This is a genomic window from Photobacterium rosenbergii, from assembly GCF_003026455.1.
Classification (GTDB): domain Bacteria; phylum Pseudomonadota; class Gammaproteobacteria; order Enterobacterales; family Vibrionaceae; genus Photobacterium; species Photobacterium rosenbergii.
On the sequence record NZ_PYMB01000042.1, the window covers coordinates 1 to 21,246 of the forward strand.

The window sequence follows — 21,246 nt, forward strand, 5'->3', positions numbered from 1 at the left end:
CCGCCGCCGTTTCCGTGACACCCGCCCTGAGAAAGGTGAAGACATGGAGACAATGGTGACAGACGCTGTCGGTCACGCGGTTGAAGAAGTCACCGATACCCTGAACGATATCGAAAATGTGGTTTCAATCGTTGAAAAACGTAAACCAACCGTTCGCCTGAAGAGCGGCGTTGCATCACCTGAAATGGCAATGGGCAAAGTATGGCCTGCAGCAGGCAAGCCAGCAGTTGCTGCTATCGAAGCTCCTGCAGAGGCTGAAGCCCCAGCGACAACAGCAGCACCTACTGCTGAAGTTGCTGACAAGGCGGCTCCTGCCCTAGGTGGTGTTGCTATGCCTGAGCTTGCTATGGGTAAAGCTTTCCCACTGCGTGCTGAAGTGACAGCACAACCAGTAGCTGAGACAGTGGTTGAAGAAGCTGTTGTCGAAGAAGCTGTAGCTCAAGAGCCAGCAGTAGAAGCACCTGTTGCTGAAGAGCCATCAGTAGAAGAGCCTGAAGTTGCAGAAACAGCAGAAGAGACTGTTGTTGAAGCACCTAAAGCGGAAGCAGAAGCTGATGTCGCTGCCGCTATTGCTGCAGCACAAGCTGCAATGCTGGGTATGCACGCACAGCAGCCGGCTGAAGAGCAAGCAGAAGAAGCACCGGTAGCTGCTACTGAAGCAAGCACTGAAGCGCCAGTAGAAGAGGCTAAAGCCCCTGTTGCTGATGTTGAAACGGCCACTGCGCAGATTTGTGCCACGTCTCCACGCGGCCAGCATGCAACAGCGGCCATGGCGAAAGCCCCTGCTCCGGCGGAAACTGCTGAAGCTGAAGTCGTTGCTATTGCACCGCTACGTGAAGCACGCTTCGCAGCGCGCCAAGCAGGTAGCCAGACAGCAACTAGCCACGCAACGTCAAGTGCGCAGTCTACGATGCCAAAAGCATAGTAAGCTAACGCTTGCAACCTGATAGAAAAGCCATGCATAATTGCATGGCTTTTTTTTGCCTGCTATTTCCCCATTAACTAGGCCCGCCCTTTGCAATGACTGCAACTTTTCACTAATAACATTACTGACATCAAACTTTCTTACACTAAGTAACAGGCAGGATGAATAATTCAGCTTGAAAGTTGAACTGAATCACAGATTTCTGTAGGATCCGCGGCTTTGTAGCCTTAATAGCAAAGCTACTCCAATCAATCACCAGAGTCAGATCAAAACCTATAAGCATGTTTGAATTCCCACAATTTTCACGACAATCCGTCAAGAATGACGTTCTTTCGGGGCTTACAGTTGCCCTTGCCCTTGTACCTGAAGCAGTAGCATTTGCCTTTGTCGCTGGTGTTGACCCAATGGTTGGCCTTTACGCTGCCTTCATCGTTGGCTTGGTAACGGCTGTACTTGGCGGTCGTCCGGGTATGATCTCTGGTGCTACCGGTGCTATGGCCGTTGTTATGGTCAGCCTAGTCGCAGAACACGGTATTCAGTACCTTTTTGCCGCCATTATGCTGGCCGGTGTCCTGCAAATCCTTGCCGGTGTCTTCAAGCTTGGTAAATTCATCCGGATGGTTCCCCACCCGGTTATGATTGGTTTCGTAAACGGCCTGGCTATCGTGATCTTCTTGGCCCAGCTAGGCCAGTTTAAAGTGCCTGATGCAACAGGTACCCTTCAGTGGATGCAAGGCTCACAGCTTTACGTCATGCTTGGCTTGGTTGCCCTGACCATGTTCATCATCCACTTCCTACCAAAGCTAACCAAAGCTGTACCTTCTTCACTGGTAGCGATTATCACGGTAACCGTGCTGGTTCACGGCCTTGGCCTAGATACCCGTACGGTGATTGATTTCGTCCGCTCAATGAGTGGCGATGCCAACGCAACCCTAGCAGGTTCGCTACCAACATTTGCGATCCCTGAGGTGGGTTTCAACATGGAAACCCTGCGTATTATCCTGCCATATTCTTTGATTTTGGCAGCCGTAGGCCTGATTGAGTCACTCCTTACCCTAACTGTTATTGACGAGATGACAGGTACTCGCGGCCAAGGTAACCGCGAGTGTGTGGGCCAAGGCGTTGCTAACGTGACGTGTTCTGTTTTTGGCGCAATGGGTGGCTGTGCGATGATCGGCCAGTCGATGATTAACATCAACTCTGGTGGCCGTGGCCGCCTGTCAGGCATCACAGGTGCGGTTGGCCTATTGCTGTTTATCCTATTCGGCTCATCGCTAATCGAAATCATCCCTCTAGCGGCTCTGGTTGGTGTGATGTTCATGGTTGTTATCGGTACCTTTGAGTGGGCCAGCTTCAAGATGGCCCGCAAAGTGCCTAAACATGACTTCTTCGCCATTATCTTGGTAACCGGGGTAACCGTTGCATTTGACTTGGCACTGGCTGTTATCGTTGGTGTGATTTACTCTGCGCTAGTCTTTGCCTGGAAACATGCCAAACACATTTACGCATCAAGCTATGTTGATGACAAAGGTTCAAAAGTCTATGCACTAGACGGCCCGCTGTTCTTCGGTTCGGCAGCTAACTTCCTTGAGCTGTTCGATGCTAAAAACGACCCTGCTGATGTGATCATTGATTTTGCCAAGTCACGTGTTGCGGACCACTCAGCAATCGAAGCCATTGATACGATTGCCGAGCGTTACGCTAACCAAGGTAAGACATTGCACATCCGCCACCTAAGCCCTGAGTGCCGCTCGCTACTGAAAAAAGCGGGTAACTTGGTAGAAGTGAACCTGATGGAAGACCCAACCTACAAGGTAGCCACCGATACGCTTGGTTAACCCCTCGGTTGAGTAGAGACAAAAACGCCCGCATTAATGCGGGCGTTTTTATTAGCAGGAATACATTACTTGTATCAGGGGCTGTTAAAGCTTATCAAGCAAACCATCTGAGGCTTCTTCGACTAAATCGAGAACATAATCAAAGCCGCGCTGGCCACCATAATACGGGTCAGGAATTTCCTCGACATCAGGCCGGCCAAATTCCAGAAACAGTGCGAGCTTACGATGGAGGTGGGTTGGGCAACTGCGCTTGAGGTCACGCAAGTTATCGTTATCGGCAGCCAAGATCAGGTCAAACACTTCAAAGTCGCCTTCTACCACCTGCCTGGCACGGATCCCCTCAAAACTATACCCCCTCGCCTCACCGGCAGAACGCGCACGGTGATCGGGCAGTTCGCCTTGGTGGTATCCTATCGTCCCGGCTGAATCCACCTCGATATCGAGCCCTCGCTCTGCAACCTTCGCTCGCAGTACCGCCTCTGCCGTCGGTGAACGACAGATATTGCCCATACATACCACCAAAACCCGTTGCGTCATTGTTACTCCTTAACCGCGTATGATTGCTATTAGCTTTGCTCGTTGTTCTTCGCAGTATAAGCGCTCAAACGGATAAAATGGACGATGTCCTGAGTAAAACGGTCAACTGTTTCTTGAATTTGCTCGAAGCGTAACATTTCGCGGTTATTTTCCAGCACATCTTTGGCCAATATGACACTGACACGCTCAGCAAGGATTTCTTCGGTCTGGCTATCCAGTAGTTGGGATTCCACCAAAATGCGGACATTTCGATCCCTAGTGCCAAGCAGGGCCTTGGCACCACCAATCAAAGCACCATAGGGCAAGATTTCAGTAATTTTGAGATCCTCCATATCGGTACTGGCACGGCTTATCTCAATACGCAAAATGGCCGTTTTATCTCCCGGCTTATCAACAATAGGAACCCCAGCAGAAAGCTCCTCTTCAAGCAAATGCTGTAGCCTCACCGAGACCCTTTCTAAAACCACTGGCGGGATCTGGTGTACCGTTTGGGTACGCTGGTGAAGCCCTACAGGCTCAATGATCAATTGCTGATAGTCTGATAATGCCACTTGCGGAGACACCCATTGCAAGCCATTAGCGTCTTTAATGTAGCTCACCTCTTCAAGTTGATGACTGTTTGTCGCCGTAATGACAGCCCTCTCATCTTCTGTAGGTAAACGACTTGAACACCCAGCCGATATCAAACAACACAAAACCACTAACCAACGCATAACTTTTCCCCGACGAATTGAGTTTACAGTATGATATGCGCATTAAGGCCTATTTACTAGTCGTCAAGATAACATTTAGCACTTTTTTGCCTCTGCTCTTTTTTGCCTCTGTACTTTGCTGGTATCTCAACAAAGGTTGAAGTAACGTATTGTCTTTCACAATTTAGCAAGGCCGCTAACCATGTCGCTCACTCTTCCGGCGTTAAAGCAACAAGGACACATTTTCCTAATTGCACTCGCTTTTTTTACCCGTATCCCAATTCCGGCAGATACCCCCTATTCCGCCGAACTGTTAAACAAGGCCAACCGATACTTCGCCTTAGTTGGCCTGATAGTCGGTCTAATCAGTGCGGTAAGTTTCTGGCTAGCCCATCTTGTATTACCAGTCTCTGTCGCCGTGCTCATTGCCATGGCGACAAGCCTGCTAGTGACCGGCGCTTTTCATGAGGATGGATTGGCTGATGTTTTCGATGGGTTCGGCGGAGGTTGGCAGCCGGAACAAAAGCTGGAAATTATGAAAGACTCGCGGCTGGGTACCTATGGAGCAGCGGCTCTGTTTGTCGTTCTAGCCATAAAGTGGTCAAGCCTGACAGCCCTTGCAGAAATATCCCCGGCCTTCACCGCTCTAGCACTGTTCTGCCTTCATGGTTTAAGCCGTGCTGTTGCTGCTAGCCTTATCTTCAGCTATCCCTATGTTCGCCTCGATGAACAAAGCAAGGTCAAGCCACTGGCCAATGAGCAAAGCCAACAAGATTTGTGGGTTTTAATTATCACCAGTTTCTTTATATTACTGTTTTTGCCACTGCCAATGGCATTCATTCTCACTACCGCTCTGCTACTGGTTCGTTATGCCTGTGGCCGCTGGTTTACCCGGCAACTAGGGGGCTATACTGGAGATTGCCTTGGCGCATGTCAGCAACTAGCTGAAATAACAGGTTATCTGATCATATTGGCAATGGTAGCCCAACTATAAAAAGGATCATCATGGTAGATCAAAACCAGAAAGACAGCCGCTACAAAGCCCGTCAACAAAAGGTCAAAGCGGAAATCGATGCCAAAGTCGCCTCTGCGCAAGAAGAGAAGGGGCTGTTTCTGATCATTACCGGTAATGGCAAGGGTAAATCCACATCCGGTTTTGGCACCATCGCCCGTGCGGTGGGGCACGGCCAGAAATGTGGCGTCGGCCAGTTTATCAAAGGCACCTGGGACTGTGGCGAGCGCGCCTTACTCGAGCAACATGATGTTGATTTTGCCGTCATGGCAACAGGCTTTACTTGGGAAACCCAGAATAAAGAAGCAGATACCGAAGCTGCCCAAGCCACCTGGGCGGAGTGTAAAAAAATGTTGGGAAGTGATAGCTATGATGTCATTCTTCTCGATGAGCTGACCTATATGGTGACCTACGGCTACATTGAGCTAGCCGAAGTCATTGAAGCCATTAAGAACCGTCCAGCATCGCAGTCGGTGATTGTGACTGGGCGTGGTGCCCACCGGGAACTTATTGAAATGGCTGATACTGTTTCCGAAGTTCGCAATGTCAAACATGCCTTCGAAAGCGGTGTAAAAGCCCGTAAGGGTGTGGACTGGTAACCGAAAAGTTAGTTTAAAGTAGCCACTTGTTGCTTGATGGTGGCTACTTATCCATCTCGATCTTTGTCACATTTTTTACTTGACCCTTGGCAAGAAAAAGCCAATATTTGGCTCATAACAGGTCTATTAATCAAGGCCAATTACAAGTCTTACAAGGGACACAAATGCCTTCACATTTACCAAAAAAATTCAGTGAGATATTCCTCAAACTATTCCATATTCTCGAAGCTATCTTGCTTGTTGGTATCACCTTGGCCACTCTGGCTGCCATGATCAATGAATTCATCGTGATCTATACCAACCGCCAGATTGCGCTGACGGATATCTTACTGATGTTTATTTACCTTGAAGTGCTGGCGATGGTACAGCAGTTCGTTACCAACGGGAAAATTCCCGTTCGTTATCCGATTTACATCGCAATCATGGCAATAGCGCGCTATATCACCCTCGGTATGAAAGAACTCGATGGTGCCTATATTGTCTGGCTATCGGTTGCCGCCTTTATCCTGGCCGCTGCGACCTTGCTCATCCGCCTCGGCCACCATTACTGGCCTTACGAAGATGCCGAAGAGCCCGGCTACCGTAATTCGCACGATTAAACGTAAAAAGGGAGTGAATATTCACTCCCTTTTTTAATATACGTTTATTCATGCTGCGATTGAGACTTCTTGGATTTGCCCAGCTTGTTCTTATAATAAGCCTCAGCTTTTTTGACGACTTTATCATGCATTTTTGCGCGAAGAGACTCAAAGTCTGTCACCGTCAAAACCCGTTTTAAACTGTTAATTTCTACCTCACCAATTTCCTAGATACACTCAACCATCACAGCAGCGGCTAATAACAAACCGCCAATCCCCAACAATATATGATACTTTTTAATCAATTATATACTCAATTAATTGCTTGGTTGAATATTTTTTATCGCGATTTACATAACTTTAATTACTTCATTCTTATTAATATACATAAAAAAGCCAGAGACCGAAGTCACTGGCTTATGTTTCAAAATGCACTTATTTGTTTAATTTATCTTAAACAATCACTTGCGCTATCGTATACCCAAACGCACAGGCCGAGACTACCCCAATCAAGCCCGGTACCATGAAACTATGGTTAAAGTACCATTTACCAATCTTAGTCGTACCTGTGACATCGAAGTTGCAGGTCGCGATATCCGATGGGTAGTTTGGAATAAAGAAATAACCATAAGTTGCAGGCATCAAACCAATCAGTAGTGCCGGGTTCAAGCCCATGGCCATACCGACTGGTAGCATCATACGGGCTGTTGCTGCCTGGCTGTTTACCACTACAGAGACAATGAAGAGTGCGAGTGCAAAGGTCCACGGGTAATCCTGAACCATCTCAGTAATACCGGTTTTAAATGAAGGCATGGCATATTGGAAGTAGGTATCACTCATCCAGGCAATACCGAAGATAGCAATAGCTGCCACCATACCCGACTTGAACACTACCCCTTCAGGGACTTTCTGCACATTAGTACGGGTTACCAATAAAATTAGGCCGCCAAAGGCCAGCATCATCATCTGGATGATCACCGACATTGGGATCGGTTTAGCACTGTCGCCAATAGTACGAATCTCAGGCACCATAGCAACAACGACAATCGATACCAAGGCTAAGATGAAAAGCAGTACCGCATGTTTAGCTGATGTCGGTAGTTTCTCGTCTAATGATGTCGCAGTGGTATGAAGGATTTTATCTTTCCATAGCGGGTCGCGCAGGCGGCGCTGGTACTCAAGATCTTCAGACAAGTCTGCGCCACGGCGTAAGCTGTAAAGTGACAACAAGATGGTACCTAGCAACGTCGATGGCACGGTAACCATCAGGATAGTCAACAGGTGAATACTCTCCTGTACGCCGGATAGCTGCGCAAGGTAGTAAACAACAGCCGCCGAGATTGGACTCGCCGTAATGGCTAGCTGGGAAGCAACAGAAGAAGCAGCCATCGGACGCTCTGGGCGGATACCGTTCTTCAACGCGACATCACCGATAATCGGCATAATGGAGTAAACCGCGTGGCCGGTACCCAGCATGAATGTCATGGTATAAGTCACTAAGGGGCCAAGGAAAGTAACACGTTTAGGGTTACTGCGCAGGATGCGCTCAGCCACCTGTAGCATGTACTTAAGGCCACCGGCCGCTTCCAGAATAGACGCACAGGTCACCACCGCAAGAATGATCAGCATAACAGTGATCGGCGGTGACGTTGGTGGCATCCTGAAGACAAAGACCTCAATCAACAAACCAAGGCCGGATACAACCCCTAAGCCAATACCACCAAAACGGCTACCTGCGTAAAGCACCAATAGGAGAAATAAAAACTCCAAGTACAGCATATTCGCTATCTCCCTATATCGAAACATTTACCCCATAAGGGGTAGTTAATTGAAATTGGGAGCATAATGGCAGTATGAAACTTGTAGCTAATTGATACTTATCAATTTCTACAAGTTAATTTCTGCAGGTGAATTGAAGTGTGAATAATAGCGTATAAACGCCGTACGCTAAGCGAAAAATAGCTACACAAAGCGTACTAGTGACAAACCAGGCATTAACCTAACCGCTACATTTTTATCGTGGCACAAATAAAAATAGCTGATGAGATAGTCAGTTACCTCTCATCAGCCATTACTGTAATTTTCAATTAACGAATTTAACTTATCGGCTCGCCAGCGGTACGGTAGGCCTCGGGCATTCGGAGACGTGGCATAAGTTCGCATCGATATCTTGGTTACCGAGCAGTCGTAGCCACAAGTTCGGGATCTGCGCTAACCTTCCTCTTGGGCTTTCGACCCTGACAGGGTCAATATTCGTCCACTCGCTGCCTTTTTCCGCCAATGCAAACTGGAACGCAAGCTGCTCCCCCATTCCCAACCGCAGGTCTGACGCCACCAATTTTGACTGGCGCAACTCATACTTAATAAACCCACCCGTGAAATGCTCGAGCATTTGTTGGTGCTCAGAAACAAGTAGCTCTGGCCAAGCCCCTAGTGGCTTTTGCAAAAAATCTATTTCAGCATCACCATCCAATACCGAGGATAAGCCTTCGTAATAATTATCTTCACCTTTTACCACCACTCGCCAAAGCACGGTATTAAATGGCGTTGGGGTAATAAAGACCGGCTGTCCGGCAAGCGGCGTACCCTCTAACTGCTGCTCAACCCTACTATCAATAATATTCATCGCACTGACCGACCAAACGATGTACAGCGTTGAAACCGCAAGCCCTGCCGTACAGAGCTTGGCGATACGATCACGCCATAATAAGCTCGCCAAAATCACGAGCAATAACGGGATAGTGTAGAGCGGGTCGATAATAAACAAGCTTGGCATAGCTACCGGCACATTGATCGGCCAGAACAACTGGGTGCCATACGCGGTCATCGCATCAAGTAACGGGTGGGTGATCAAACAAGCTGCAACCAGGAGCCAAAGGTGATTGAAACTAAAGCGGGTTGGCCGCCATTTTTGCCACAACCAACTCAATAGAAAAGAGAAAGGCAGAAGGACAAACAGCGAGTGGCTAAATCCACGGTGCTTCACCATGTCCGACACCGGATCACCATAGCTGATCATGACATCAAGATCCGGCAATGTGCCTAGCGCCGCGCCAGCTAACAAAATCTTTGGGGAACACTTCCTGCCTGCTACTGCACCGGCGACCACTGCCCCTAACGCCGCTTGTGTTACTGAATCCACAATTATTCCTTATTCATTTTGTGAGCCGCCACCTTATCAGAGCTATTAGTAGCTACGCAACAAGTTACAAAATTGTTTACATATGAAAAGGACTTGTTCTGAAAACTAGCTTTTGCTCGCAGATCGATAACGTAATATTCGCTACGGTAAATCAGGCAACACCCATCAACTTTGATAAAAGGAAGATGCAATGCCAACAAAAGTCTCGGAATACATGACACGCAAAGTCATCACTACCTCCCCAGAAACCGGTCTAAGAGAAGCCTTCTTTTTGATGCGCGACGAAAACATTCGTCACCTGCCCGTCGTCAATGAAGACGGCGAACTGGTCGGGATTGTGAGTGACAGGGAACTGCGCCGCCCAGGTTGGGTCGATGAATCTCCAGAAATCGGCCACGAATACCACCTGACGGATGAGTGGCACATCAGCGATGTGATGATCCGGGATATTGTCCATGTCCGTACCTACGACACCCTGACCAAAGCCATCAGTACTGTATTGGACTTCCATGTCGGCGCTGCACCGGTGCTGGACAAAACGGGCCAATTGGTCGGCATGCTGTCGGCTATCGATCTGTTAAAAGCCTTCCAAGATATTCTTGAAAGCCAGAAATCAGCCAAGAAGAAAAAGCAATTGGCTTAACCATAAAAAACATAGCCCTACCTCGCTGTAGGGCTTTCTAATAAACATTTCCCCTCTGCCTAACAAAACCTACCTTATATATCGTCTATCTTTACCAATGAACTCCCTCATTGAGTAAATAGCGATGACCCTAGCAATTACTGACTATGAACGGGTGTGGATTGAAGGACTAAACCAAGGTACGGTGTCGGGCGCAGATGAAGCCTTTGCAGCGACTGGAATTATTCATATTGCAGGCGCACCATCACCGAACCTTTCCGTTTCAGAGTTCAAAAAACTGGTACAAGGCTTGTTAACCGCATTTCCAGACTTGCACTTAACGGTTGATGACCAAATCGTTTCGGGTGATAAAGTCGCGACAAGATGGACAGCTGTCGGAACCCACACCGGGCCATTAGGTGATAACGCCCCAACCGGGCAACCGGTTAAGTTCGAAGGCTTGATATTGGACCGTGTCGTAGACGGCCGTGTCGTTGAACGCTGGGAGCAGTGGGACCAAATGGGGATGCTCCAGCAATTAGGTGTGGTGTAATGCTGTAAATGATCACGTGCTGTTTCCACTAGTACAAAGCAACCCAAACAAAACAGGGAGAGCAACTGCTCTCCCTGTTATTTCAGATGGATATCTCACCTGGGCGTTAGTTAAAAAGCCCTTTGAGCAGCTTATCTGCGGCCTTCTTGATATCCTCGTTTTCGGCTTTGTCACCCAATAGCTTCTCTAGGCCACGCTCCACTTCACGCTGTGCCTTCTGCTCTAGCTCATTGTTCTGCTTGAGTAACTGGGCAATATTGAGCGAGAAAGCCGGCTCACTCCAGTTGCCTTTGACATCAATCGGCACTGTCAGATCGGCGACTTCATCAATATCTTTACCGCCCTGCCCTTTACTGGTGGCAACCACAGAGGTATTTACCGCAAAGTCGATCGTTTCATCGACTAGGCTGGTCGAGCCATTGCCGTTGATACGCAGCAATGGAGAGTCGATATCAAGGTTATTGGTTGAGGCTACCCCTTTACCCAAGTTGATAGTCGAAGACATCGCTGAGAAATCTGTTTTCTTCTCTTCCTTGACGTATTCTGCCTTTTGCCCCTTCAAGGTCGCCCGGGCTTCACGGATCATCTCAGGGACATTGACGCCATATATCGCCCCGTCAGCAAAACGGATATCAATAGTACCGGCAATGTTTTCACGGATACGCTTTTCAGCTAGGCCTGTACCTGAAACATTAACAGTGATGTCACCAGTGCCGGCCAAGGTATCATTTTGCGCGACGTCCACCAGCAAAGGTTGAACTTGTACGCCTTTGATCTGCTTGGTAACACGGTAAGTGGGCAACTTACCGTTAGCATCGATTTTGGCTGTGCTATGAATAGTGCCTTGGTAAAGCTGGGCATCAAGGCCGCTCAGATCAAACACACCATTTTTCACCGTCATCGCCAGTGTCACATCACTCAAATGAGCGTTCGCAGCTTTGAATTGGCCAACCGCAAGTTTACCGGCCAGATCGAGTGTTTTCAGCACGCTAAGATCAGGCTCTTGGCCTTTTTCCTTACCATTTGTAGCACTTGAATTATCTCCGGCAGCACCTGCTTGCTGCACCTCTCCATCACTGGCCTGAGATGGAGCACTCTCACTCCCTGTTCCAAGGAAAGCATCAACATCGATGTTGTCTGAAGACAAATCAAAGCGGATCACTGGGATATCGGCCGACTGGAAAGAAGCATTACCGGCCAGAGCCAGTTCATCCACTGTCGCCTTGAGTGAAGGTAGCTCTGCCAACCCATTGTCTAAATGGTATTTGGCATCGGCCTCTAGACCAATTTTCATTTCAGGGCGTGGTAGGCTGGCACCTTTGGCATCAACACTCACCTTGGCGGCTTTCAAGTCAATGACTTTAACCGCTTCATCCACCATTAACTGGGTAGAACCCTGGGTATTGAAGCTCAAGTCCGGCACCTGGCCATCAATAGCAAAATCAATCGTTGACCACTCACCCAATTTGAAACTATCCAGCGAGATATTGGCATTGCGGATATCATTGGCCGCATCTTTTGCGCTGGCCTTCAACGACAAGGCTTTTAGCTCTGCGCCATCAAGCGCCTTGGCAATTAACAGCTCTGTCTGGCCTTCCGCACTGAAATTCAGCTCGCCAGTGTTACCGGCAATATTGCACTTGGCGGCAGTCCACTCTCCCGGCGCAAATTGGTCGAGGGAGAAATCAAGGCGCTCAACTTCCGTCTGGCTACCCGCTTTATCATCAATAATCAGCGCGCTAGCATTGTTAATTTCAACGCCAGCCAAGGTTATCTGCCATGCTTGTTGTTCGGTTTGAGAGCCAGCTTGTTCCGCCTCTACCGATGTTGATTCGGTCGCAGGTTGGTCTGCGTTATCACCAGCCTTATCTTGGCCCGAAAGACCATCTAGGTTGCTGACGCCATTTTCAAGTGTTTGAATAAACACTCGGCCACCCAGCAAACTGACATTACCGATTTCCAATTGCTGGGAGAATAACGGCATGACAGAGACGGACAGCTCCGCCTGTTCGAACTGGGCAAGGTTTGGCTCGGCAAAACCTTGCGGATTACGAAATTCTGTTTTGCCAATGTCAAACCCGATACTCGGGAAGAAGCGCCAACTGATATCGCCGTCAATCACCAAATCACGACCAGTTGCTTTTTTCACCTGCTCGGCAATCATCGGCTTGAACTGGTTGGGATCAACCAGTGCCACCAAGGCCGCAATACCAACAACCGCAACGACGATAATCGCCAGCAAAGCCATTATTATTTTTTTCATTACATCCCCATCTTTTCATCCATGCCCATCAATCGAGCCTAGCGCAAAGTACTCTGATCCCATTGTGGCATATAGCCCATGGACTTCAAATAGATAGAGTGTATAGCCAAAGATAGGTTCCTTTGTATTATCGAGGTAAAAAGTTTTCGCGGGGTAACAGTTTTCACTAGGTAAAAAAATAGGCAGCGTAGTGCTGCCTATTTTTTATTTTCACTTGTCATATCTGACATTAAGCACGTAGCAACTTGGCAATGTGTGCTTTTAGTACGTCAATCGCGATACGGTTTTTACCGCCACGAGGAACAATGATGTCTGCATACTGCTTCGATGGCTCGATGAACTGCATGAACATCGGGCGAACAGTCTTCTGGTACTGCTCAAGAACAGATTCCATTGTACGGTCACGCTCTGCAACATCACGCTGAAGACGGCGCAGCAGACAGATATCTAGCGGCGTGTCCATAAATACACTGGCGTGCATGATTTCACGCAGGCGAGGATCAGTCAGCAGCAAGATACCTTCCAAGATGATCACTTTCTTCGGTGTCAGCGTGGTGGTTTCAGTCATACGCGTGTGTTCGCTGTAGCTGTACTGAGGTACTTCCACCGCTTCACCGCGGATCAACTGCTCAAGGTGGTCACAAAGTAGGTCGTGATCCAAGGCATTTGGGTGGTCGTAGTTGGTCTTTACCCTTTCATCCATGCTTAGGTGGCTTTGATCGTTGTAGTAGCAATCTTCCGTGATAACACCGATCTGATGATCGCCTACTTTTTCTTTTAGCTCTTTATAAACTGTGCTGGCAATCAGACTTTTACCGGATGCAGAGGCACCTGCAATACCGATAATAACGCATTGGTGAGAGTGTTCAGACATATCAGAAAGCACCTGTAAAACAACGTGGCGTAGTGGACAAACCGTAACAAAAAGCCCACGTCCCATCACTAACTGTGTCGGGAAGTGGCTCAAATAGGCATAAATAAACCGCCTGATTATAGGCAGATGTAGGGGCAGATGCCAGTAAAAAAGCGGCATCTGCCACGTTTGCTCAGAAACTCTGCAAGTTTGACCAAAGCAATGGTTTACATTGTACGAATTGTGATCTGCTCAGCTACCGGTGTACCTTGCCAGTAGAGGCGGCTAGCCACAGAACCGGCGAGCTGGATGTATGCTTGCGCCTGCTCAGAGTCAGGTGATGCCGCCACTGTCGGCTTACCGTTGTCGATATCTTCGCGAATTTTGATATGCAATGGCAATTGTGCCAACAGCGGAACTGCATACTCCTGCGCCATGCGTTCTGCCCCCCCCGTGCCGAAAATAGGTTCATGATGGCCACAGTTGCTACAGATGTGATAACTCATGTTCTCAACAACACCGAGGACAGGCACATCGACCTTGTTGAACATGCTGACCCCTTTAATAGCATCAGCCAACGCCAGATCTTGAGGTGTCGTCACAACAACCGCCCCGGTAACGGGGATGTGCTGCGCCAGTGTTAGCTGGATATCACCGGTACCCGGTGGCATATCGATGACAAGGTAATCCAGATCCGGCCACCAGGTCTCAGCAATAATCTGGGATAGCGCTTTTGAAGCCATCGGGCCGCGCCAAATGGTCGCGCTGTCAGCGGGCACCAAATACCCGACCGAGTTGGTATATAGGCCGCATGACTCAATCGGCATCATCATTTTACCATCCGGTGACTGGGGCTTCTCATCGACGGTTCCTAGCATCATTGGCACAGATGGGCCATAGATATCAGCATCCAACAGGCCGACTTTGGCCCCTTGGGCTTGCAAACCTAACGCAAGGTTAACCGATGTGGTCGATTTACCCACCCCGCCTTTGGCCGAGCTCACCACGACAATATTCTTTACACCATTGAGTGGTTGCTTATCACCGGCGGCCAATGGCGCCACACGGCAGGAAATATTGAAATGGATGTCACTGGCAATATGATGAAGCTGCTGCTGGGTAATGATCCATTGCTCTAAAAGTTCTACAACTTGGCTGGCGGCAAAAGGAAAGGTCACCGATATTTTACCGTCAGCCGACACCGACACCACATTGGTCGTCTCGGCCCACTCATCGTGTAGCCAAGGGTGTTCAAACTGGTTCAACCAACGGCAAATATCTGCCACGCTTTCGAAACGGGTAATTGAGTCACTGCTCATGATCTTTTAGCGCTCCACATTTATTGTTTACCTACATCCTAACACCGATGCTTATTTAGCGCCCCATTTTACCGTGATTTACAGCAGATCCTCCTAGGCAAGGTGCTATCCATCAGGTAGTATTTACAGCTACGTTTTTATTACCCATCACGAGCGAAATAAGACATTATGGCTGCAAATCCAAGAAAAATTCTGGTGACCTGCGCCCTACCGTACGCTAACGGTTCTATCCACTTGGGCCACATGCTTGAGCATGTACAAGCGGATATTTGGGTGCGCTATCAGCGCCTTCGCGGCAACGAAGTTCATTTCATCTGTGCAGACGATGCACACGGTACTCCAATCATGCTTAAGGCCCAGCAGATGGGTATGGAACCTGAGCAGATGATTGCCGAAGTGAGCAAAGAGCACCAGGCTGACTTTGCTGGCTTCGATATTAGCTTTGACAACTACCACAGCACGCACTCTGAAGAGAACCGCGAACTGGCGTCATACGTCTACACCAAGCTAAAAGAAAACGGTTACATCACCAACCGTACTATTTCTCAGCTGTTTGACCCTGAGAAAGAAATGTTCCTACCGGACCGTTTCGTTAAAGGTACTTGCCCTAAGTGTAAGTCTGAAGATCAGTACGGCGACAACTGTGACAACTGTGGCGAAACCTACAGCCCAACTGAGTTGATCAACCCGAAATCTGCCGTTTCTGGCGCAACACCTGTAATGAAGGATTCTGAGCACTTCTTCTTCGACCTGCCTCAATTCGAAGGCATGCTGAAAGAATGGACCAAATCTGGTGCCCTTCAGGACGAAACCGCCAACAAGATGCAGGAATGGTTCGAGTCTGGCCTACAGCAGTGGGACATCTCTCGTGACGCACCTTACTTCGGTTTTGAAATCCCAGGTGAAACTGGTAAGTACTTCTACGTATGGCTAGATGCACCTATCGGTTACATGGGCTCATTCAAGAACCTTTGTGACAAGCGCGATGACCTGAACTTCGACGAGTTCTGGAACAAGGACAGCTCAACCGAGCTTTACCACTTCATCGGTAAAGACATCGTTTACTTCCACAGCCTATTCTGGCCTGCAATGCTAGAAGGCGCGGGCTTCCGCAAGCCGGACAACGTATTCGTTCACGGCTACGTAACAGTAAACGGTGCCAAGATGTCTAAGTCTAAGGGTACCTTCATCAAAGCGGGTACGTACCTAGAGCACCTAGACCCAGAATGCCTACGCTACTACTACGCAGCGAAGCTAAACAGCCGTATCGATGATCTGGACCTTAACCTTGAAGATTTCACCCAGCGCGTAAACAGCGATGTGGTAAACAAGATTGTTAACCTGGCATCCCGTAACGCTGGCTTCATCGCCAAACGCTTCGAAGGTAAGCTATCTGACAACTTTGCCGAGCCTGAGCTGTACGCTGAGTTCGTTGCTGCTGCTGATCGCATCGCAGAGCTATACGAAACTCGCGAGTTTAGCCGTGCAATCCGTGAAATCACGGCACTGGCTGACAAAGCTAACCAGTATGTTGACGAAAAAGCCCCTTGGGTTGTTGCTAAGCAAGAAGGCAAAGATCAGGAACTACAGGAAATCTGCTCAGTCGGTATCAACCTGTTCCGCGTTCTAATGACTTACCTGAAACCTGTTATGCCTCAGCTTGCTGAGCGTACAGAAGGCTTCCTGAACGAAACCCTGACTTGGGACGGCATTGCCCAGCCGCTAACTGGTCATGAAGTGACTAAGTTCAAGGCACTGTTCAACCGCATCGACGCGAAGAAAGTTGAAGCTATGGTTGAATCTTCAAAAGAAGATGCAGCCGCTGAAATGGCAGCAAAAGAAAAAGCAGAAGCGGCTAAGACCGAAACTGAGCTAAGCAAAGAGCCTATCGCAGACGAAATCGAGTTCGATGACTTTGCCAAGGTTGACCTGCGTATTGCCAAGATCGTGTCTTGCGAATCTGTGCCTAAGGCTAACAAGCTACTTAAGCTTGAGCTGGACCTAGGTGGCGAAACCCGTCAGGTATTTGCTGGTATCAAGTCGGCATACAGCCCTGAAGACCTGATCGGCAAGCACACTGTAATGGTCGCTAACCTTAAGCCGCGCAAGATGAAGTTTGGTATGTCTGAAGGTATGGTACTGGCTGCAGGCCCTGGCGGTGAAGATCTGTGGATCCTTGAGCCGCACGAAGGTGCCAAGCCTGGTATGCGCGTAATGTAATACGCCGGTCTTAACAGACACCAAAATTAAACCAGCTCAATAGAGCTGGTTTTTTTATGCCCGATAAAGACTCAATTTTTATTTCTGCGACGGAAGACAAGGCAAATCAATTTATAGTTAATAACACCCTTTACGGATAAAACAGATTTTCAAGCAGGACAACCTTACCTTCATTGTTCACCCAAGAGGGATACGCTGTGAATCGCGATAATGAAAACCTTAAGCACACACTGTCGAGTGCATTTACAGCTTCACTCATTCGCTTTTCCGTCATCGCTTTCATTGTTTTGGTATGTTTTTGGGCATTCTTACCCTTCCTGCCGATTTTAATGTGGGCGCTCGTGCTTGCGATTGCACTCTACCCTGCCCGTTTGTTCTTGGAAGCTAAACTGGGTTGGCCTGCTGCAAAAATATCGACACTTATTGCGATTGTCGGTGTGTTATTGCTCGGCATTCCTACCGCTATGGTGGGTAACTCCTTTGCATCTAAAATTTTCGGTGCTTACGAAGCTTATGAAACAGGTGCTCTGATCGTTCCATCCCCCACTGACAGTGTCAAAGAATGGCCATTAGTCGGTGATAAAATGCATGAAGCTTGGGGGGAAGCAGCCGCAGATTTACCTCAGTTCATTGAAAAGCGCCAACCTCAACTAAAGAGTTTGTCCACTTGGTTTGTCGACAGGGCGAGTGGCGCGGCGCAAAGTGTATTCCTAATGATTGGGGCCATTATTATCGCCGGTATTATGCTGGCCTGGGCCGAGCCTGCCACCCGCTCTATGCGACGGATCTTCATCAGTTTTTCCAACAACGAAATAGGCCCGGAGTTACATCAACTCACCACAGCGACACTTAGACAAGTTGCCATAGGAGTCATAGGTATTGCCTTTCTTACTGCCATGGTCTTTGGTGCGACCGTTGCACTTGCTGGTGTACCCGCAGCAGCGTTATTTACCTTAATTGCTTTGATGTTCGCCATTATGCAGTTACCTGTCACCATTGTGGCCCTTGTTGCTGTTGGGATCTTATGGTCAAGCGGGGAATCATCGGCCATACACAACACGATATTTTCAATCCTAATCATTGCAGCAAGTCTGGTTGACAACTTCCTGAAGCCAATGATTCTTGGTAGGGGGTTGGAAGTCCCGATGCCTGTTGTCTTGATTGGTGCGGTTGGCGGCATGATGTCAGGCGGCATATTAGGAATGTTTATTGGTGCTGCTTTTCTTTCTGCCGGATACCAAGTTTTCATGAAGTGGGTAGATTCAGAAAGCGAGAGCGCGAGAACTGACACAAAAAGCAACCAGCACAATAGTAATGAGTCGAATTCCTAGCACTTCAACGACACATCATTTTGTCAGTGCAAAACCTATTGCCTCACCCAAAGACGGTATTTGTCGAAAAAATCACCATGTGAGGATTTTCAGCCCGACCCATTTCATTAACTTTTTTTACATGTGTTAAAAGACAAAATAATGGTGATATCTAATTTTTCAGTTTTGAAAACTGCTAGGTAGATCGCAAAAAGAAAAAACAATTGCTGAAGCGAATTTTCATAGTGATATACGCATTTCAAATATAAACCATCACAATCAATTGGTTAGCAAATTAACGCTTTACACTCCTTTGCTATCGAATAAACCGATACCCATGATTTATCCGATAGATTGACTCGAATATCCCGATGTGATTGAAATCATTTGTTACAATTTGACATCAATTGAAACAACAGATTAGTACCAAATGAACTACATCCGCATAACCTTAGTAACTGTGCTTTGGATTTTTTCCCTGCCTTGGATGGGCAGGTAATTCATAAGCGGGCCAAAAAATGAGCGCAAGAAATTAATAGTTCTCATTGAAACACTCATCCCCCAGGCAGTTATCAAGGTATTGTGATGCCACAGAGTCTATTACGTTACACCAACATACTCAGTATCGTTGGTGATTTGATCAGGGTAGAAGTACCCAATCTCTCCTCGAGCAATGCGAAGGCCAAGTACGGCGATCTTGCGATGATTGAGCAAAACGGTGAAAACTACTCGCTTGCCCAGATCATCAAAATCGACAACGAAGAAGTCTCCCTTCAGGTCTTTGCTGGTTGTAAGGGTCTATCGACCAATGCCGCCGTTTGCTTCCTTGACCAACCGATGCAGGTTACCTATTCACCAAACATCCTAGGTCGTATCTTTAACGGTGCCGGGCAACCCATTGACCATGGCCCCGAGCTAGAAACAGACCCTAAAGTCGAAATCGATGGACCTTCAGTTAACCCGGTCCGCCGTACACTGGCAACCCGTATGGTGCGTACCAACGTGCCGATGATCGATGTATTCAACACCTTGGTTGAATCACAGAAAATCCCAATTTTCTCTGTTGCCGGTGAGCCGTATAACAAATTCCTGGCACGTATCGCGATCCAGGCGGAAGCCGATGTCGTGGTCTTCGCTGGCATGGGGCTTATCTATGATGACTACCACTTCTTCAAAACCCAGTTTGAAGAGGCTGGTGTATCTTCACGTACCATCATGTTCGTCAACCAAGCCTCGGATCCAACCGTAGAGCGCTTGCTTGCGCCAGATATGGCTCTGTCAGTCGCCGAGCATTTTGCCGTTGACGAAAGCAAGAAGGTATTGGTATTGCTGACCGATATGACCTCCTATGCCGACGCCATGAAGGAAATTGGCGTGTCGATGGACAAGATCCCAGCCAACCGCGGCTACATGGGTGACCTGTACTCGCAACTTGCCAAACGCTACGAAAAAGCCTGTGACTATAAAGGGGCTGGCTCTGTCACCCTACTGGCAGTGACTACCATGCCGGGCAATGACGTAACCCACCCGGTTCCGGATAACACGGGTTATATCACAGAAGGGCAGTTCTACCTTCACGATGGCGTCCTTGACCCATTCGGCTCCCTGTCCCGTCTTAAGCAGATGGTGGTAGGTAAAGAGACCCGTGAAGATCACAGCGCCATCATGAGCGTGATGATCCGCTTCTACTCCGACTCCGTTGAAGCCCAGCAGAAACAGGCTATGGCATTCGAACTGTCAGAGTATGACAAGAAGACGCTGAAATTCGGCAAGTACTTCAAGGATAACTTCATGACGCTAGATGTCGATATGAGCCTTGAAGATGCACTGGACTTTAGCTGGAAGATCCTCGCGGAATGTTTTGATCCGGAAGAAACCCTGATCAAAGACAGCCTGCTGGAAATGTACTGGCCTTATCCAGAGCAGTTGGATCTGGAAGCGGAAACAGCAGGGGAATAATCCATGGCAAAGGTAGCACTTAACAAAAGCTCGCTAAACAAGCAAAAGCGGAGTTTAAAAACTTACAACCGCTACCTGCCTGCGTTGGAACTGAAGCGTCAACAATTAATGCTGGAGCGTAAGAAAGCCGAGAGCGCTTTGCAACAAGCCAAACAGCGCGTCGCCGATTTGCGCGCCGTGGTTGAGCAAGCTATCCCGATGCTCGCGTGCAAGGAAATCAACGTCAACAACCTAGTCAAGGTCACTGACGTCAAGCTTGCCACCCAGAATATTGTTGGCTGCCGGGTCCCGGTCGTCGAGTCCATCGACGTTGAAGTGACCCCATACAGTTATCTTGCCCGCCCGCACTGGGTCGATAGTGTGGTACGTCAGCTGAAAGAAATGGTTCGTTTACGTGTTGAGCTGGCCGTTTACCAGCAGCGTTATGAATTGATCAGCGATGCCACCCGGATCACCAGCCAGCGTGTGAACTTGTTCTCGAAAGTACTGATCCCTGATACCCAAGAAAGTATCAAGCGGATTGGTATCTACCTATCAGACCAAGAACGCGCGGCTGTAATGAACGCCAAACTATCGAAGCAAAAAGTGCTGGCTCAGCAAGAGAAAACGCAGGGAGGCCAATCATGAGTATCAAACAGTTAAAACGGTTAACACTCGGTGGCCAAGCCTCTCGCCGGGAAGAAATCCTAATCGCTTTACAGGCGTTGGGATGCATGCACCTCATTCCTCTTAGTCAGGATGATGCCGATGCAAACCATGCAATGGCGATGCAGCAACCTTCAGACGCCAGCGAGGCACTCGCCTGGCTGAGCCGCGTCGAGCGT

At 48.4% G+C, this 21,246-nt stretch carries 18 protein-coding genes and 1 pseudogene; 12 read left to right on the forward strand and 7 right to left on the reverse strand.

The window, feature by feature from the left end; all coding sequences use genetic code 11:
- Together C9J01_RS29720 and C9J01_RS28425 are read left to right on the forward strand one after the other, a co-directional pair.
- Window positions 1-925, forward strand: a pseudogene (locus C9J01_RS29720) (hypothetical protein); the annotation flags it as partial.
- 281 nt (window positions 926-1,206) lie between these two features.
- Complete coding sequence (locus tag C9J01_RS28425; protein WP_107301428.1) at window positions 1,207-2,763, forward strand: SulP family inorganic anion transporter; 1,557 nt, start codon at window positions 1,207-1,209, stop codon at window positions 2,761-2,763.
- 84 nt (window positions 2,764-2,847) lie between these two features.
- On the opposite strand, the gene C9J01_RS28430 is transcribed toward C9J01_RS28425, so the two are convergent.
- Both C9J01_RS28430 and C9J01_RS28435 read right to left on the reverse strand, forming a co-directional pair.
- The gene (locus C9J01_RS28430; protein ID WP_107301429.1) at window positions 2,848-3,300 is read right to left on the reverse strand and encodes a low molecular weight protein-tyrosine-phosphatase; all 453 of its coding nucleotides are present in this window, start codon (window positions 3,298-3,300) and stop codon (window positions 2,848-2,850) included.
- 29 nt (window positions 3,301-3,329) lie between these two features.
- On the reverse strand, window positions 3,330-4,013 hold the full coding sequence (locus tag C9J01_RS28435; RefSeq protein WP_107301430.1) for a DUF3313 domain-containing protein: 684 nt from the start codon (window positions 4,011-4,013) through the stop codon (window positions 3,330-3,332).
- Window positions 4,014-4,194: 181 nt separating this feature from the next.
- On the opposite strand from C9J01_RS28435, the gene C9J01_RS28440 reads away from it, so the two are divergent.
- The 3 genes from C9J01_RS28440 (at window position 4,195) to C9J01_RS28450 (ending at window position 6,202) form a co-directional block, all read left to right on the forward strand.
- Window positions 4,195-4,986 (forward strand): adenosylcobinamide-GDP ribazoletransferase, encoded by a 792-nt coding sequence (locus C9J01_RS28440; RefSeq protein ID WP_107301431.1) that lies wholly within the window; start codon window positions 4,195-4,197, stop codon window positions 4,984-4,986.
- A gap of 11 nt (window positions 4,987-4,997) precedes the next feature.
- Window positions 4,998-5,603: a cob(I)yrinic acid a,c-diamide adenosyltransferase gene (gene cobO, locus C9J01_RS28445; protein ID WP_107301432.1), complete on the forward strand. Its 606-nt coding sequence runs from the start codon at window positions 4,998-5,000 to the stop codon at window positions 5,601-5,603.
- A gap of 164 nt (window positions 5,604-5,767) precedes the next feature.
- Window positions 5,768-6,202: a phosphate-starvation-inducible protein PsiE gene (locus C9J01_RS28450; RefSeq protein WP_107301433.1), complete on the forward strand. Its 435-nt coding sequence runs from the start codon at window positions 5,768-5,770 to the stop codon at window positions 6,200-6,202.
- Window positions 6,203-6,634: 432 nt separating this feature from the next.
- Here the strand turns inward: C9J01_RS28450 and C9J01_RS28455 are convergent, their stop codons facing one another.
- The gene (locus C9J01_RS28455) at window positions 6,635-7,960 is read right to left on the reverse strand and encodes an anaerobic C4-dicarboxylate transporter (RefSeq protein ID WP_107301434.1); all 1,326 of its coding nucleotides are present in this window, start codon (window positions 7,958-7,960) and stop codon (window positions 6,635-6,637) included.
- Between the two features lie 322 nt (window positions 7,961-8,282).
- Window positions 8,283-9,323, reverse strand: coding sequence for a metal-dependent hydrolase (locus tag C9J01_RS28460; RefSeq protein WP_107301435.1), 1,041 nt, complete (start codon window positions 9,321-9,323; stop codon window positions 8,283-8,285).
- A gap of 190 nt (window positions 9,324-9,513) precedes the next feature.
- On the opposite strand from C9J01_RS28460, the gene C9J01_RS28465 reads away from it, so the two are divergent.
- Both C9J01_RS28465 and C9J01_RS28470 read left to right on the forward strand, forming a co-directional pair.
- Complete coding sequence (locus tag C9J01_RS28465) at window positions 9,514-9,966, forward strand: CBS domain-containing protein (protein WP_107301436.1); 453 nt, start codon at window positions 9,514-9,516, stop codon at window positions 9,964-9,966.
- Window positions 9,967-10,090: 124 nt separating this feature from the next.
- Window positions 10,091-10,498, forward strand: a complete 408-nt coding sequence (locus C9J01_RS28470; RefSeq protein WP_107301437.1) for an ester cyclase — start codon at window positions 10,091-10,093, stop codon at window positions 10,496-10,498.
- Window positions 10,499-10,604: 106 nt separating this feature from the next.
- On the opposite strand, the gene C9J01_RS28475 is transcribed toward C9J01_RS28470, so the two are convergent.
- The 3 genes from C9J01_RS28475 to apbC form a co-directional block, all read right to left on the reverse strand.
- A complete protein-coding gene (locus tag C9J01_RS28475) occupies window positions 10,605-12,761 on the reverse strand; it encodes an AsmA family protein (RefSeq protein WP_107301438.1) in 2,157 nt (718 codons plus the stop codon).
- A 229-nt stretch (window positions 12,762-12,990) separates the two neighbouring features.
- On the reverse strand, window positions 12,991-13,635 hold the full coding sequence (udk, locus tag C9J01_RS28480) for a uridine kinase (protein WP_107301439.1): 645 nt from the start codon (window positions 13,633-13,635) through the stop codon (window positions 12,991-12,993).
- 206 nt (window positions 13,636-13,841) lie between these two features.
- Window positions 13,842-14,933, reverse strand: coding sequence for an iron-sulfur cluster carrier protein ApbC (gene apbC / locus C9J01_RS28485; RefSeq protein ID WP_107301440.1), 1,092 nt, complete (start codon window positions 14,931-14,933; stop codon window positions 13,842-13,844).
- A 168-nt stretch (window positions 14,934-15,101) separates the two neighbouring features.
- On the opposite strand from apbC, the gene metG reads away from it, so the two are divergent.
- The 5 genes from metG to C9J01_RS28510 all read left to right on the forward strand — a co-directional run.
- A complete protein-coding gene (gene metG / locus C9J01_RS28490; protein ID WP_107301441.1) occupies window positions 15,102-17,153 on the forward strand; it encodes a methionine--tRNA ligase in 2,052 nt (683 codons plus the stop codon).
- A gap of 197 nt (window positions 17,154-17,350) precedes the next feature.
- The gene (locus tag C9J01_RS28495) at window positions 17,351-18,484 is read left to right on the forward strand and encodes an AI-2E family transporter (protein ID WP_107301442.1); all 1,134 of its coding nucleotides are present in this window, start codon (window positions 17,351-17,353) and stop codon (window positions 18,482-18,484) included.
- A 564-nt stretch (window positions 18,485-19,048) separates the two neighbouring features.
- Window positions 19,049-20,422 carry a V-type ATP synthase subunit B gene (locus C9J01_RS28500; protein WP_107301443.1) on the forward strand — a complete coding sequence of 458 codons (1,374 nt, stop codon included), beginning with the start codon at window positions 19,049-19,051 and terminating at the stop codon, window positions 20,420-20,422.
- Window positions 20,423-20,425: 3 nt separating this feature from the next.
- On the forward strand, window positions 20,426-21,049 hold the full coding sequence (locus C9J01_RS28505) for a V-type ATP synthase subunit D (protein WP_107301444.1): 624 nt from the start codon (window positions 20,426-20,428) through the stop codon (window positions 21,047-21,049).
- Window positions 21,046-21,246, forward strand: a 201-nt coding sequence (locus C9J01_RS28510) for a hypothetical protein (RefSeq protein WP_201797881.1), incomplete at its 3' end; no start/stop codon positions are given. The genes C9J01_RS28505 and C9J01_RS28510, both read left to right, overlap by 4 nt.